The organism is Cupriavidus sp. P-10, from assembly GCF_003402535.2.
Taxonomy (GTDB): Bacteria; Pseudomonadota; Gammaproteobacteria; order Burkholderiales; family Burkholderiaceae; genus Cupriavidus.
On record NZ_AP025173.1, the window covers coordinates 96,434 to 110,435 of the forward strand.

At 61.6% G+C, this 14,002-nt stretch carries 12 protein-coding genes; 8 read left to right on the plus strand and 4 right to left on the minus strand.

The window, feature by feature from the left end:
* Positions 1-30: 30 nt before the first annotated feature.
* Together CTP10_RS38030 and CTP10_RS38035 are read right to left on the minus strand one after the other, a co-directional pair.
* Entirely contained in the window at positions 31-363 is a 333-nt protein-coding gene (locus CTP10_RS38030; protein ID WP_233528058.1) for a hypothetical protein, read from the minus strand.
* Positions 360-1,127: a DUF6884 domain-containing protein gene (locus tag CTP10_RS38035; RefSeq protein WP_233528057.1), complete on the minus strand. Its 768-nt coding sequence runs from the start codon at positions 1,125-1,127 to the stop codon at positions 360-362. Before CTP10_RS38035 ends, CTP10_RS38030 begins: the two co-directional genes overlap by 4 nt.
* Before the next feature lie 287 nt (positions 1,128-1,414).
* Between CTP10_RS38035 and CTP10_RS38040 the strand changes: the two genes are divergently transcribed.
* The 3 genes from CTP10_RS38040 to CTP10_RS38050 all read left to right on the plus strand — a co-directional run bounded on the left by CTP10_RS38040 (position 1,415) and on the right by CTP10_RS38050 (position 3,199).
* Entirely contained in the window at positions 1,415-2,401 is a 987-nt protein-coding gene (locus CTP10_RS38040; RefSeq protein ID WP_233528056.1) for a DNA-binding protein, read from the plus strand.
* 305 nt (positions 2,402-2,706) lie between these two features.
* Positions 2,707-2,880 carry a toxin HicA gene (locus CTP10_RS38045; RefSeq protein WP_233528055.1) on the plus strand — a complete coding sequence of 58 codons (174 nt, stop codon included), beginning with the start codon at positions 2,707-2,709 and terminating at the stop codon, positions 2,878-2,880.
* Positions 2,870-3,199 carry a type II toxin-antitoxin system HicB family antitoxin gene (locus CTP10_RS38050; RefSeq protein WP_058698124.1) on the plus strand — a complete coding sequence of 110 codons (330 nt, stop codon included), beginning with the start codon at positions 2,870-2,872 and terminating at the stop codon, positions 3,197-3,199. Before CTP10_RS38045 ends, CTP10_RS38050 begins: the two co-directional genes overlap by 11 nt.
* A gap of 493 nt (positions 3,200-3,692) precedes the next feature.
* On the opposite strand, the gene CTP10_RS38055 is transcribed toward CTP10_RS38050, so the two are convergent.
* Together CTP10_RS38055 and CTP10_RS38060 are read right to left on the minus strand one after the other, a co-directional pair.
* The gene (locus tag CTP10_RS38055) at positions 3,693-5,093 is read right to left on the minus strand and encodes an ISNCY family transposase (RefSeq protein WP_058698950.1); all 1,401 of its coding nucleotides are present in this window, start codon (positions 5,091-5,093) and stop codon (positions 3,693-3,695) included.
* A gap of 113 nt (positions 5,094-5,206) precedes the next feature.
* Positions 5,207-6,736, minus strand: coding sequence for an IS3 family transposase (locus CTP10_RS38060; RefSeq protein ID WP_058698951.1), 1,530 nt, complete (start codon positions 6,734-6,736; stop codon positions 5,207-5,209).
* A 728-nt stretch (positions 6,737-7,464) separates the two neighbouring features.
* Between CTP10_RS38060 and CTP10_RS38065 the strand changes: the two genes are divergently transcribed.
* From CTP10_RS38065 to CTP10_RS38085, 5 genes are all read left to right on the plus strand, one after another.
* Positions 7,465-7,614: a hypothetical protein gene (locus tag CTP10_RS38065; protein ID WP_158577658.1), complete on the plus strand. Its 150-nt coding sequence runs from the start codon at positions 7,465-7,467 to the stop codon at positions 7,612-7,614.
* Positions 7,615-7,717: 103 nt separating this feature from the next.
* Positions 7,718-8,497, plus strand: coding sequence for a DUF3800 domain-containing protein (locus CTP10_RS38070; RefSeq protein WP_058697666.1), 780 nt, complete (start codon positions 7,718-7,720; stop codon positions 8,495-8,497).
* Positions 8,498-8,739: 242 nt separating this feature from the next.
* Positions 8,740-9,444: a translesion DNA synthesis-associated protein ImuA gene (imuA, locus tag CTP10_RS38075; RefSeq protein WP_058697665.1), complete on the plus strand. Its 705-nt coding sequence runs from the start codon at positions 8,740-8,742 to the stop codon at positions 9,442-9,444.
* A complete protein-coding gene (locus tag CTP10_RS38080; protein WP_058697664.1) occupies positions 9,371-10,834 on the plus strand; it encodes a Y-family DNA polymerase in 1,464 nt (487 codons plus the stop codon). The genes imuA and CTP10_RS38080 overlap by 74 nt, the downstream gene beginning before the upstream one ends.
* Before the next feature lie 5 nt (positions 10,835-10,839).
* Complete coding sequence (locus tag CTP10_RS38085) at positions 10,840-13,989, plus strand: error-prone DNA polymerase (RefSeq protein ID WP_058697663.1); 3,150 nt, start codon at positions 10,840-10,842, stop codon at positions 13,987-13,989.
* The last annotated feature ends 13 nt before the right edge of the window (positions 13,990-14,002 follow it).

The window sequence follows — 14,002 nt, forward strand, 5'->3', positions numbered from 1 at the left end:
AGCTGTGGCAGGGCACGCACCGTTGGCACGTTAGACGCACGGTCTGCCATAGCGGTTGCGGCGCGCACGCAGACGCGCTCGCGTGCACGCATAACGTGGGTACCGCCCATCCAGCATCTCGGCAATCTCCCGCAGGCTATCCCATTGCGTCGGATTGCACTCGAGCAAACTCCCGTAGGCGCAGTAGCGCAGGATCTCGTGGAGCAGGGCGTAGCGCTTTGGCTCCGGGAAATGCAGATTGCCTTCCTTGGCCCACGCCTTGTAGCCGGCGTGCGTGAGGGCCAATAGCTGGCCAGCTGTGCCATCGAGATTCTCGCTGAGCGCCTTCGCCTCCTGGTGCAGCGCTTTTTCGAATTCGCTCACGCGGCCTCCTGCAGCGGGTGAAGATCCGCCACGCCGACCCAGCGAGGGCCAATGCTGGTGCGACCGCGGATGATTTCCTCGACCTCCGCGTCGGCGGTCGGTCCGGATGGGCCTTGGAACAAGGCAAGCACACGGGCCTTGACGGCGGGCAGGTAAGGGGCCGCCCGGTAGATCAGGCCAGTCACGGCACCGGCTTCGATCCAGCCGTAGCGCCGGTAGAGCGGCGTGCCATTGGGGTGATGGCCCATCGGCTCGTTGAACCTCGGCGCAAGACCGTCGAGAAACGCGCCGAGTTGTGAGCGTTGCATGCCGATGCCGCCGGTCGTTTCCTGAAAGGCCGGCAGCGTGGTGTTGTATTGGCGAGCGAGCGCGGCGCGCATGACACGGCGGTACTCCTTGCCGCCGGCCAGCAACACCTTGCCGACCTGGGCTGGCCAGTTCGCCGATCCCGCGAATGCCGGCAGATCGGCCAACATCGCGTCGGCACGCTGCGCGGTCATGCGCTGGTCGTAGGGATCGATCACCGCGTGCGGATCCAGGAAGCCGTGACGTGCGGAGAGGATCAGGACATTCGGTCTAGCCTCCCGTCGCAGGTGCGCCCGATAGGAGTCGTACATCACGCCTTGGTAGAGGTCAATGGCACGCGCCTGCCGGTCGAGCTTCGTGCCGGAACAGGCAAGTAGCAGTAGCGCCGACGCGCTGGCGGGATGGACGCGGCCCGACGAGGTCGGGAACAGGGGGAGCTGCGTTTGGTGGGAGAGCATTGGCATCGTTGTCGAAGGGATGCTTTCACTCTATCGGCACCAACGCGAAGTCAAGGAGCGACGCCCGAACGGTTGGCGCTAGATTTCGCGCTTTCGATTCCGCATCCATTCCGCCGGAAATCGAGTACCTCGGGTCGTTGCGGCCCCTTGCGACGGGGCGCCTACCAGTCTCGAGGTAGACCCTTGGCCGCTCGCGGCCTTTCCACCCAGCCTGTTCGGCGGCCGAGCGGCTCGGCGGCGTCTGCCGGGGCCATGCACCCGTTTCCCCCTTCACCGTCGTTTCGTACTTGTTTTTCGTATCGTATCGTATTATTTTCAATACGATATCAACGGAGCACGAGCAATACGAAATGGCACGTCCGGGCATCACCTACGAGCAAGTGGCCGCGGTTGCCGAGGCGCTGGTCGCCCAACAGCTAAAGCCAACGCTGACCGCGGTGCGCGAGCGGTTGGGCAGCGGCAGCATGAACACGATTCATCGGTACTGGTCGACCTGGCAGGAACAGCAGCAGAAGCGGCCACCACGCAAGCTCAGCGAACCGAATTCACGCCTCCTTGCCGCGCTGGGCGCCGAGTTGTCCAAAGTCGCCGAGGAAGCGGCCGCCGAAGCGGAGGCCGCCCTGGCGCAGGCGATGAATGAGCTCGCCGCGATGGCAGCGAACGGCGAAGCGCTTGAAAAGGAGCGAGACGACCTGGCGCAGCAGCTCTTGGAAGTGACGACCGATCGCGATACCGTCGCGGGCAGGGCGAACGAGCAGGCCGACGAAATTGAGCGTCTGCAGCAAGGGGCGGCACGCCAACAGGAGGAGTTGGCACGCGTACGGCGCGCGCTGGCACAAGCGGAACTGCGCCTGGAAGCAGTGTCTCGCCTGGAGGACGAAGTGGTCGCGGTACGGGGTCAATGGGGGAGCGAGCAGGCTTTGCGCGCCGCGGCCGAGAAGGCCGCGGCCGTTGCCGAAGCCCAGCGCGCGGCAGAAGAGGCGGCTCGCCAACGCGCTGAAGCGCGCTTGAGTAGCGCCGAGACGCGGGAAGGGCAAGCACGCCAGGAACTGACAGAGGTGCACGCCGCGCATCAGTCCACGCGGGACAAGCTAATCGAAGCGGTCAGCCTGGCCGCTGAGGCACAGGCCGAGCTGAGAGCGTTGCGTGCTCACTTGGAGGCCAAGGGCGCGGAGACGTCCGCCGTTGGGAGTCAGCAACCGGACGAAGCGAGCGCGAACGCAACGGGGGCCGACGAAAGCAAACCGCCGGCGCGACCCCGTCGGCGGCGCTAACGGCGATCGGCATCTCCAGCTCGGGTCCTTGGGTGGTCGTATAGCAGAGCCGGGCGCTGCGTGAGCCTCTGCACTTGAGGCAAGCGGTTCTCGCTTCGGTGTTAAACACCCGCCTTTCAACCGCCCCGCGCGGCCGGCGCGCACGGCTCGACTGGGTTTTGCCGGGTAAGGCGTTCTGAGCCGTTCGCGCACTTTGATTTTCAAATGGTTGCACTATTGATACCACGCTGTCATGACAGACACCCGTAAGATCTTGGCGCAGATGCGCCAGGAGCCTGCCAGCCAATGTGCGGTTTTCGAACCTCATGAAGGTGTGCGAAGAATATTTCGGTACCGCCAGGCAATCGGGCACTAGCCATGCAGTGTTTAAAACACCTTGGCCGGGCGACCCACGTGTGAACATTCAGAATGACAAGGGGAAAGCCAACCAAGTGCTGAAGGCGATTGAGAAGCTGCACGAGGGAAAAAATGCCAACTGACCACTATACGTACCGAGTAACCTGGTCGACCGAGGACCAGGAGCACGTCGGGCTATGCGCAGAGTTCCCGTCATTGTCTTGGCTCGCCTCCACGCCTGAAGACGCCTTGGCCGGTATCCGGCAGGTCGTGGCGGAAGCCGTTGCCGACATGAAGTCCGGCGGCGAAGAAGTCCCCGTTCCGCTGGCGGACAAGCAATATAGCGGCGTCCTATCGCTTCGCATCCCGCCGGAGTTGCATCGTTCCTTGGCGACGCAGGCGGCGGAGCAAGGCGTCAGCCTTAACCGGCTCGTCAGCGCTCGCCTGGCTGTTCTGGCATAGGTAATGCCAGTCAAATTATCCCGGCGAAAGCGGCCTGGGCGCCATGCTACATCCTGCCATAAGTGATTTATACGGCATATGACGCATTCTTGGTGGGTCGGGATGGTGTTGCGTGACCCTTGGCAAGAGCCGATGCAGCGGTTTTCAAGGTCAAAAGACGGCTTGCAGAGGAAAAAGCCAATGGCCCGCTGTTGCGCGATGGTAGTCGCCGCATCTGTTGCGCAGAATCGCCTGGAAAGCCTTGAACTACTGTGGCCGACCGCCGCCACAGCGCAACACTTCAAAACATACCAGTTGTCAAAGCTAAGTTGAAATGTCCGGGTCCCGGCAAAGTTAAAATGTTCGGTTGTCCGGTGTCTGTCCAGCTTGTTTGTTCTGTCTTTTTTGGGGTTCCCGTAGGGCGGTGGTGCTGGCCTGAAGCGGCAGAGTTGTGATCAGGGTGAGGCCGTCATGCCAGCAGGGCGGATTTGAATTTCCAGGTGTCAAGCTGAAATCAATTCTCCGTTCCGTTCAGCGGCCACGGCTGCTGCTGCAACCGTTGCAGCGCTTCCAACATATCGTTCTGGCCCAGCGAGCGCTGCGACTTCTTGCCGGGCGGTCGTCCACGCTTGCGGGGAGCCCCCTCCGTGCCAGGCACAGAGAGTGACCGCGTGTTGTCGCGCTTCTCCTGAACGTATTGCGCTAATTGCAATACGTGCCCCAGGCGCTTGTTATCAACGATCGCGCCTTGATCCACTTCCGAGAGCCGATCGTAAATCGTGTAGGGCAGGGCGGCGCCATTTGCGCGTGGCTCGATTCTGCCGTCCGGATAGTGATAGACATCGATATAGCGACCGGCCAGTTTCCGATGCTCTGGCGTATCCGCCAGCAGGTAGAGCATCTTGTCGTACTGAATCGTCAGGCTCTTGGACACACAGCGCGGCTCGCGCCACGCGAAGATGAGATCCAGGTTCTCGTCGGGTCGCAGCGGCCGATGGGCGTTGTGGTCATTGCGCGGCGCCTTGGCAAAGCGCGCGTTATAGTCGGCGATGAATTCCGCCATGAAGGCATTGGCTGCCTCCATCGTGTTGATCCCACGCAGGCGCAACTCCTTGACCAACCGGTCCTGCAAGGTCAGGTGAGTCCGCTCGACACGGCCTTTTGCCTGGCTGCTGTTGGCGCAGATACCTTCGATGTTCAGCTCGAACAAGGCCCGCGCAAACTGGGTGTGGCCGTCGCCACTGGTTGCCCCTTTCTTGTTGACCCGAAAAACGCTGGCCTTGTCGCTGTAGAACGCCACCGGCTTGCCGTGGCGCTCCAGATAGGCCCGCGTCGCCGCAAAGTATGTGAACGTGGATTCCGAATGAGTAAAGCGTAGTTCCATGATCTGGCTGGTGGCGTCGTCGACGTAAACCAGCAGGGTGCAGGCTGGGGCGCGCTCCTCAAACCAGCGGTGATCGCTGCCGTCGATCTGGATCAGTTCGCCATAGCAGGCGCGCCGGTTACGAGGCTGGTAGACCTTCGGCGGCCGCTGTTTGCGCGGCACCCACAGGCCGGCCACCGTCATCAGTCGGCGGATCGTTTCTTTGGACAACGTTAGCCCATGACGCTCTCGCAGCTTCTCGGCCGCCAGGGTCGGGCCGAAGTCGGCGTAGTGTTCCCGAATCAGGCCGAGGGCCACGGATTCGCGGTCCGCTGGCATGCGATTGTTGCTGGGTCGACCGCGCCGGCGAGAAACCAGCCCGGATGCGCCTTCTTGCCTATAGCGCTCCAGCAGCCGCCGGAATTGCCGGTCCGTGATCTCCAACCGTTCGGCAGCCACCCCGGGCCGCAACTGACCATCCACGACCGCCTGGACGATCTTGAGCCTGTCTAACTCACGCATGCTTACTGTAATGACCTCGGTTCCCGCCATCCCCGGACATCCTCCATTGCATTCAACCGGGCAGGCTGAATACCATGGACAGGCGCCTCAGGCGGACATTTCAACTTTGCTAGAAGGGGGTGCGGATGAATTCTTGGACTGAGTTAAGTTGCGATTCCAAGGTGGCGCCGGTATTCGACCGGACTCATGCCGCGCAGCGACAATTTGATGCGCCGCTCGTTGTACCACTGGATGTAAGAGTTTAGCTCGTGCATGAATCCTTCTACCGTCGTGCCAGCCCAGTTGCGACAGTAGTACATCTCATTTTTCAGGCGACCGAAGAAGCCTTCGCAGGCTGCGTTGTCAGGTGAGCAGCCCTTTCGCGACATGGAACGGATGAGACCAGCCGCCTTGATGCGCTGCAGCCATCCCGGCCAACGATAGTGCGAGCCCCTATCACTGTGTACTACGGGGCTGTCGCCATCGGTGAGCGTGGTGATGGCGCCGTCGAGCATGCTATTGACCAATTGTGCGTCAGGCCTCGTGCCGATAGACCAACTTACAACCTTGCCGTCAAAGCAATCGATCATGGGCGATAGATACACCTTGCCAGCTGGAAGCTGGAATTCGGTGATGTCTGTCAGCCATTTTTGATTTGGCGCCTGCGAATGGAAATCCCTAGCAATCAGGTTCTCGGGGGCAGCGCCAATCTCCCCGCTGTAGGAACTGTACCGACGACGAGGCCGACGGACAGTAAGCTGCTCCTCCGCCATCAATTTGCGCACGACCTTTTCGGAGATCCGAATATCTCGCTGACGCAGCATCGCGTGGATACGACGGTACCCATAGCAGCGATGGTTGCTGTCAAAGATCTCGACCATGGCCTTACGTACATCGCCGTACTTATCGCGCAGCCTCAAGCCTGTCTTGTGATAGAAGTAGCTACTGCGCGCAAGCCCGACGACGCGAAGAAGCTCAGGCAACGGATACGTAGCTTTCAAGGCATCAACCACCTGTGTCTTCTCCCTGTTTGTCAGGGTCAGGGAGTTGATGCCTTGGTCTTTTTTTATTAGATCGCCCGCCTGCGCCAGGATGTCGCGCTCAAGTTGCAGCTGGCGTACCTGCTGTTCGAGCTGCGCGATTCTTTCCAGCAACGCTGCATGCTCGTCTTCAGGCGAGGCCAATTTACGTTTGCGCATAGATCGATATGCCTCGTCTCCGAGCAGTTGATCTTTCCACTTGTACAGCATCGGTCGGCTTACTCCAACCTTTTTCGCTACTTCCTCCGCTGAGCCCCGGCGGGCGCAAAGGTCAGTGACTGCCTGACGTCTCTGCTCGGACGCAAACGGCGCACTGGTGTTTGTGCTCGTGACCATGCGACGCGAGCCAGGGCGCAGCTCCTCAATCCAGCGGGCCAGCATTTCGGTGCTGGGATACCCGAGGGCTCTGCGGGTACCAACTAGAGAGCAGCCATGACCGAAGTAGTGATCCACCGCCACGCTTTTTTGCTCCAGCGTGTATCGATGCCTTGGACGGCGGTGCTCGGGCAGGTCCCCCAGTGCCTGGTAAAGGTTGACCCACCGCTTCAGGTTCTTACCCGACGGATAGCCCAGCTCACGAACGACCGTTGCCGTCTTTCCTCCATACTTTAAATACAGCTTGACCGCCCTGATGCGATCCTCGTACGAATACATGAACTACCTCCAAGTAGTCCAAGAATTCATCCGCACCCCCGAACCGGACATTACAACTTTGCCGCTACACCAGTAGTTCGCATAAAAAGATTTATGTTAAATCATTCAGTGCGACCGGGCACAGCACGCACATAACAGCGCAGCGTGGACCTCTTCCTGGCTTCTTTCCATAAATGGAGGCCTGCGGTACGCGCTATCAAATGACCAGCAAATAGAAGCGCTTCTTCTAACTTACTGAAATTATTAGCATTTATATCAGAGAGAGGCTCGTAGCTTCGAGGTCGTGAAGTAAGCTATCAAATTAGTTAGCGATTGTGACAGCGCCGGCCGCAAGTTCATCGTGAGGCCGCGACAAAAGGCCTCTAGCCGCTGGCTGTCACTCTAAACGCACGAGCCTGGCGCGCCGACTTCGACGCCGGTCGCCGCGACCTCCGACCAGGCACTCGCCTGGAGGAGTGGCTGCATCGAGGGCAAGGCCGTGCGAGGTTGTGCCATGAGCTGCTGCAGCGAAGACCATACCACCGTGGTGGAAGGGCTGCGGCTGGAGGAACTGCTCAATCGTTCAACTACCGTTGCAAAGACTTTCTGGTCCGAAGGGGAACGTTTCTGCCATAAGAAGTGGCAGCCCAGGAACAGAAGATTGGTCGCCCCTCGAGAAGTCCCAGAAGGGCAAGCCAGTAAAACTCCTGCCACGCATTCTTCCAGATTTATGAGCCCACACAAGGCCGATGGCCGACCCCTTGTTCAGCGTGGACACCAAGGACTTCGACATCGACAAGTGTCGGTTCGCCCTGATCGCCAGCAGCGCGTTGCAGATCGTGATCGGCGTGACGGGGCGCCCACTACAGACGCCTGCCGCCATTTCCGACAACGGATAGGGCACGTCCGTCCGGCCAAGTAGCGTCCATAGCGAGATCATTTTGAAGCCCGGCCCTTTGGTGTGCCTCATAATGGCACCCTCATATAACCAACGCATCACGCATGACCTCCAGCTTTCGCGTCTATATCGACGAGTCGGGCGACGAAGGATTTGTGTTCCTTCCCAACGAGCAAGGTAGTTCGAGGTGGTTCGTCCAGTCCGCCACGGTAGTTCGCACTGTGAACGACCTAGCAATGGTGCAACTCGTCAAGAACGCTAGGGAGCTACTGAGGAAGCCTGCTAAATCGCCCCTGCATTTTCGCAACCTGCGGCATGAGCACCGGGTGCCTCTGGCGCGCATGATTGGGGAGGCGCCACTGCGGCACGTGCATGTGCTGGTCCACAAGCCCTCAATCGCCGACCCGGAGGTTTTTCAGCAGGAGGCGTTTTCCTTATACCGCTACACGATCCGCCTTTTGCTGGAACGCGTGAGCTGGCTGTGCAGGGATACCGCGCGCCCTGGTGAGGGTGATGGTAAGGCCGAACTGATTTTCTCGAACCGATCGGCGATGTCCTATGCCGACCTCCATCATTACCTTGTGCGACTGCAGGGCCGGGAAGACTGCCGCATCCATTGGGACAGCCTCGACCTTGATGGCGTGCGCGCAGTGAATCACGACCAGTTGGCAGGCCTGCAGGTCGCCGACGCCGTGGCGACGAGCGCGTTCTACGCAGTCCACAGAAATCAGTATGGGGAGACGGAAGACCGATACCTGCGCATGCTCGCACGCAACCTGTATCGGCGCAATGGACAGGTGGACGGCTACGGCTTGAAGTTTTGGTGCGGCGACGCAGAAGATGGGGAGCGTCGGCGTGTGATCGCCGCGGTGCGCGACGACTGAGAAAAGACGGTTGCAGGCCCCGGATTCGAGGATCCCACCCAAAACGGGCTGCCGTCTTTCGACGACCTCTACAAGCTCCGCGCTTGCCTGCAACACCCAAATTATACGAGCCCTGATGCGATTTTCGCAACAGGGCTGGTTGGCCGCTGGTGGCAGCGATCGCGCGATGGAACCGCTCATGTGACGGATAATGCAGGTGAATACTGTATAAATATACAGTACACTGGGGGCAGGAGCTCGCCATGCTAACCGTCGCCCCAGAATCCATTCATCCGTCACTTTGGCTTGCCTCGCAGCTTGCTCGGGGCAACGCACGCACCGTTCCAACCGGGTATCCGTCGCTCGACAAGGAGCTTCCGGGCGGCGGCTGGCCGATCGGTTGCCTGACGGAGTTGCTGCAGCGCCAGCCGGGTATCGGCGAGTTGCGCTTGCTACGCCCTGCTCTCGTCGCGCGCTCGAACCGCCCTGTCGCGCTTCTGGCACCGCCGCACGCGCCTCAAGCGTTGGCGCTCGCCAACTGGGGCGTCCCGTCCGCGCAGACTCTCTGGATCGAAACCCGGCACACCGCTGACGCCCTGTGGGCCGCGGAGCAGATCTTGCGCGCCGGGACCTGCGGAGCGCTCGTCTTTTGGCAGTCGCACCTGCGTAACGATGCGCTTCGGCGTCTGCATCTTGCCGCCCAAGCCTCCGATGTCCTTTTCTTCGTGGTTCGTCCGACGGCCTGTGCACGCGATGCCTCGCCGGCGCCGCTGCGCCTGACATTGGAGCCCGCATCGGACGGAATTCGTGTGCAGTTCGTTAAGCGTCGAGGCCCGCAGCAGGAATCGCCGCTCCACATAGCGCTGCAGCCCTCCCCCATTCTGTTGTATCGCCATGCTGCGCCTGTGGATCTGCCTGCGCCTGTCGTCCCTGCCCCTCGAAGTATTCCGACCGAACTGGTCCACTGAGCTAGCGGTTGCTGTCCTGGACAGGGAGCGCGTGCATATGGCGTCGCCGCTGGCCATTGCGGCCGGCGTGAAGCCGGCAATGCGCCGCGGTGGCGTACAGACGATCGCACCGCAGACCATTCTCTTTGACCGCGATGGTTGCGCAGAACTGGCGGCGCTCGAGCGTGTCATGATGGCGATGCTGCAGTTCTCGCCCAATGTCGCTGCGTCCGAGGAGGCGGCGGTGCTTGTCGACATCAGCACCACGCTGCGACTATTCGGCGGCGTCCGCAAGCTGCGGCAACGGATGCTGGCGGCCGTCAGGGCAATGGGGTTCAGTCCTGTCGCGGGATGCGCACCAACCGCCGAAGGCGCTTGGCTACTTGCGCGCTCTGGTGGCGGAACGGCATTAAGTATGCCCACATTGGTGCGAGCGCTGGTCGGCATCCCCGTTGCGATCCTGCCGGCGGCGCGGCCGTTTGATGAGTGGCTGGACGGACTCGGCTGTCGGACGCTAGGAGACCTGCGCCGGCTGCCGCGCGCAGGCCTGCAGCGCCGATGCGGCGCCGCCATCCTTGAGGCGTTGGATCGCGCCCATGGGGAAGCACCTGAAGTCTTCGAATGGGTCGAAGCTCCCCCATCGTTTGACGCCGCGGTGGATCTTCCGGATAGGATGGACAACGCTGAGTCCGCCCTTGCCTACACTCGCGGCTTGCTGGTACAGATGGTCGGCTGGCTAACCGCCCGGCACCTGGCCATCAAGCGGTTTGCGGTCGAACTGCGCCACGAGCGCGGCCCCGCTGCCATCGCACCAACGAAGATTGAGATTGCGCTGGCCGAGCCCAACTGGCATGAAGAGCATTTGGTTCGCCTGCTCAAAGAGCGTCTGACGCGGCTGACTGTCGAGGCGCCGATGATTGCCGTCGCGGTGTCTGCCATCGAGACCGAGCCGGTGGCACCCCCCAGCGATTCATTGTTTCCAGAACCGGGCGGCACGCCGGCGGACCATGCACGCCTGCTTGAGTTGCTGGTGGCACGCCTCGGCGCTGACAATGTCCGCCAACCGTGCTTGCGTGCAGACTACCGCCCGGAAGTCGCCAACAGCTGGCAGTCTGCCACTGACAAGCCGCCCAGCGCAACGTTGCCCGCAGGCCTGCCACGTCCTGTTTGGCTGCTCGGCAAGCCGGTGCCGCTGATTGAACGCGACCACCGTCCCTTCTACGGATCGCCACTGCGTATCGTCTCACCGCCTGAGCGCATCGAGTCGGGCTGGTGGGGCGGCCAGCTGGTGACACGCGACTATTTCGTTGCGGAGGCGAAGGACCACACCTGCTACTGGATCTTTCAGGAACGCATGGGCAGCCGAGAAGGCGATGAGGCTCGGTGGTATCTGCATGGCCTCTTCGGCTGAAAACCATGGACATCAACGCCAAGGCAGGTCTGCCCGCCTACGCGGAACTGCACTGCCGCTCCAACTTCTCCTTCCTCGCCGGCGCCTCACGGCCGGAAGAGCTCGCTGAGCGCGCCGCTCAGTTGGGCTACCACGCGCTCGCCATCACGGACGAGTGCTCGCTAGCGGGCATCGTTCGTGCCCACACAGAGGCCAGGAATGCCGGCCTTCGCCTTGTAATTGGCGCCTGGTTCCGGCTGCAGAACGCCGACGGCTCTCCCGCGCTCTCATTCCTTGCGCTTGCCCGTAACCGCGAAGGTTATGGCAACTTGTGCGAACTGATCACGCTCGCGCGCATGCGCGCCGCCAAGGGTTCCTATGTGCTGACCCCACGCGACTTGGCCGCGCCCGAAGCGCCGTCCGAGCATCTGAAGGGGCTGCCAGATTGCTTGATCGTGTTCACGCCGGACTATGGCGTGGCGGCCGAGAAGCTGGAGGCGCAATCGGCATGGGTGAGCGCGACTTTTGCTGGCAGGGCGTGGATGGGATTGAGCCTGCTCTACAAGCCGATGGACGATATCCACCGCGGCACGGTCGAAGCGGCCGCGGCGCGACATCACCTGCGCATCGTCGCCACTGGCAACGTCACCATGCACGTACGCTCGCGCAAGCCGATGCATGACGTGCTGACTGCCATCCGTGTGCATCGCCCGGTTCCCGAATGTGGGTATGACCTCCTGCCTAACGCCGAGCAGCACCTGCGCTCCCGCTTGCGACTCGCCAACATTTACCCGCACCGCTACCTGACGGAGTCGGTCCACATTGCAAACCTGTGTCAATTTTCGCTGGACGAGCTCCGTTACGAGTATCCCGAAGAAGTGGTGCCGGATGGCGTCACGCCGTCCGACTATCTGCGGGGCGAAGCCTATGTCGGCGCGCACCGTCGCTATCCGGACGGCATCCCCCTTGCCGTCCAGCAGCAACTCGAACATGAATTCGCACTGATCCGCGACATGTCGTATGAACCCTATTTCCTGACGGTCTACGACATCGTGCGGTTCGCCCGCTCCAACGGCATTCTCTGCCAGGGTCGCGGGTCCGCAGCCAATTCCGCCGTCTGCTACTGTCTCGGCATTACCGAAGTTGACCCGGCACGCGGCAACCTGCTGTTCGAGCGGTTCATTTCAAAAGAGCGCGCCGAGCCGCCCGATATCGACGTCGACTTCGAGCATCAGCGCCGCGAGGAGGTGATCCAGTACCTGTATCGCAAGTACGGGAGGGACCGCGCGGCACTGGCTGCCGCGGTGACCACCTACCGGCCTCGCAGCGCGCTGCGCGACACAGGCAAGGCATTAGGTGTGGATCCCGCGATCGTCGACCTGGTCGCGAAATCTCACCATTGGTTCGACAGCAAAGCGGATCTCCTTAAGCGTTTTGGCGAAAGCGGCGTGGATACGGAAGCGGCATTGTCCCAACGCTGGGCACACATGGCCGTGTCGCTGCTTGGCTTCCCGCGGCATCTCTCCCAGCACACAGGAGGTTTTGTGCTCGCGCGTGGCAAGCTTTCCAGGCTGGTGCCAATCGAGAACGCGGCCATGGCCGATCGCAGCGTGATCCAGTGGGACAAGGACGACCTTGACGCCTTGGGGTTGCTCAAGGTTGATGTCCTCGCGCTCGGCATGCTGTCTGCGATCCGGCGAGCCCTGGATCTGGTGACGCAACAACGCGGAGAAGCCTTTGAGCTGCAGGACATTCCAGCGGAAGATCCGAAGACCTACGAGATGATTTCGCGGGCGGATACGGTGGGCGTGTTCCAGATTGAGTCGCGCGCCCAGATGTCGATGCTGCCCCGCTTGAAGCCGCGCACCTTCTATGACCTCGTCATCGAAGTGGCGATCGTTCGGCCGGGCCCGGTTCAGGGTGGCATGGTGCATCCCTACCTGCGTCGCCGGCAGGGCTTGGAGCCGGTCAGCTATCCGAGCCCGGAGATGGAGCAAGCCCTGTCCCGCACGCTGGGTGTACCGATCTTTCAGGAACAGGTGATGCAGGTAGCCATGCTGGCGGCAGGCTTCTCAGCTGGGGAAGCGGATCAACTGCGTCGCGCCATGGCCGCCTGGAAGCGAAAAGGTGGGTTGGAGCGATACCACGAACGCATCGTGACGGGCATGCTCGAGCGCGGCTACGATCTGGAGTTCGCGGAGAGCATCTTCCGGCAGATCCAGGGCTTCGGCGAGTACGGCTTTCCGGAAAGCCATGCAGCAAGCTTCGCACTTCTCGTCTACGCGAGTGCGTGGCTCAAGTGCCACGAGCCTGACGCCTTCCTCTGCGCCATGCTGAATAGCCAGCCGATGGGCTTCTACACGCCATCCCAGCTGGTGCAGGACGCCAAGCGCCATGGCGTCACGGTTCTTCCTGTTGATGTGACAGTGAGTGGCTGGGACGCCAGCCTGGAAAGTCATGAAGGCTCGGTGCTGGCTGTACGCCTGGGCCTCTCGCAGCTGAGGGGCATGCGCCGCGAAGCGGCCGAACGCATCGAAACGGCACGCGCACTCCGGCCCTTCGCCTCCGTCAAGGTTCTTGCTCGCAGAGCGTCGCTAGACCGGCACGATGTCAATGTACTGGCCGCTGGCAATGCGTTGATTGGCCTTACGGGTAGTCGACGCCAGGCGATGTGGCAGGCGGCTGCAGCGGTACCTGACAAGGATCTGCTGCGGCCCGCGGATCTGGACGAGCCAATGCCCGAACTCTCACAGCCAACGGAAGGCGAGGAGATCGTCAGCGACTATCGCTCGCTCGGCCTCACGCTGAACCGCCACCCGCTTGCCCTGCTCCGCCACAAGCTTGCTGCATTGCGCTTTGTGCCCGCCGACGTGCTTGCCACCTACGCGACGCGGCAGATTGCCCGTGGCTGCGGAATCGTGACCGTACGGCAGCGGCCGAGCACGGCGAATGGCGTGGTCTTCTTGTCATTGGAGGACGAGACCGGTACCGTCAGCGTCATCGTCTGGCCGTCCGTGATGGAGAAGTACCGACGCGAGGTATTGACGGCCTCCCTACTCGGTGTCTATGGCCAGTGGCAATGCGAAGGCGAGGTGCGGCACCTGATCGCGCAACGCTTTGTCGACTTGTCGCCCATGCTTGGATCCCTGGACACCGCGAGCAGGAATTTCTGCTAACAGTATCCTCGTT

What these genes read in the sequence shown, in the direction of transcription:
- CTP10_RS38065 (WP_158577658.1), top strand. Translation starts at nt 7,465, where the DNA reads ATGGCCGACCCCTTGTTCAGCGTGGACACCAAGGACTTCGACATCGAC.
- imuA (WP_058697665.1), top strand. Translation starts at nt 8,740, where the DNA reads ATGCTAACCGTCGCCCCAGAATCCATTCATCCGTCACTTTGGCTTGCC.
- CTP10_RS38045 (WP_233528055.1), top strand. Translation starts at nt 2,707, where the DNA reads ATGAAGGTGTGCGAAGAATATTTCGGTACCGCCAGGCAATCGGGCACT.
- CTP10_RS38080 (WP_058697664.1), top strand. Translation starts at nt 9,371, where the DNA reads ATGCTGCGCCTGTGGATCTGCCTGCGCCTGTCGTCCCTGCCCCTCGAA.
- CTP10_RS38050 (WP_058698124.1), top strand. Translation starts at nt 2,870, where the DNA reads ATGCCAACTGACCACTATACGTACCGAGTAACCTGGTCGACCGAGGAC.
- CTP10_RS38085 (WP_058697663.1), top strand. Translation starts at nt 10,840, where the DNA reads ATGGACATCAACGCCAAGGCAGGTCTGCCCGCCTACGCGGAACTGCAC.
- CTP10_RS38035 (WP_233528057.1), bottom strand. Translation starts at nt 1,127, where the DNA reads ATGCTCTCCCACCAAACGCAGCTCCCCCTGTTCCCGACCTCGTCGGGC.
- CTP10_RS38055 (WP_058698950.1), bottom strand. Translation starts at nt 5,093, where the DNA reads ATGGCGGGAACCGAGGTCATTACAGTAAGCATGCGTGAGTTAGACAGG.
- CTP10_RS38070 (WP_058697666.1), top strand. Translation starts at nt 7,718, where the DNA reads ATGACCTCCAGCTTTCGCGTCTATATCGACGAGTCGGGCGACGAAGGA.
- CTP10_RS38060 (WP_058698951.1), bottom strand. Translation starts at nt 6,736, where the DNA reads ATGTATTCGTACGAGGATCGCATCAGGGCGGTCAAGCTGTATTTAAAG.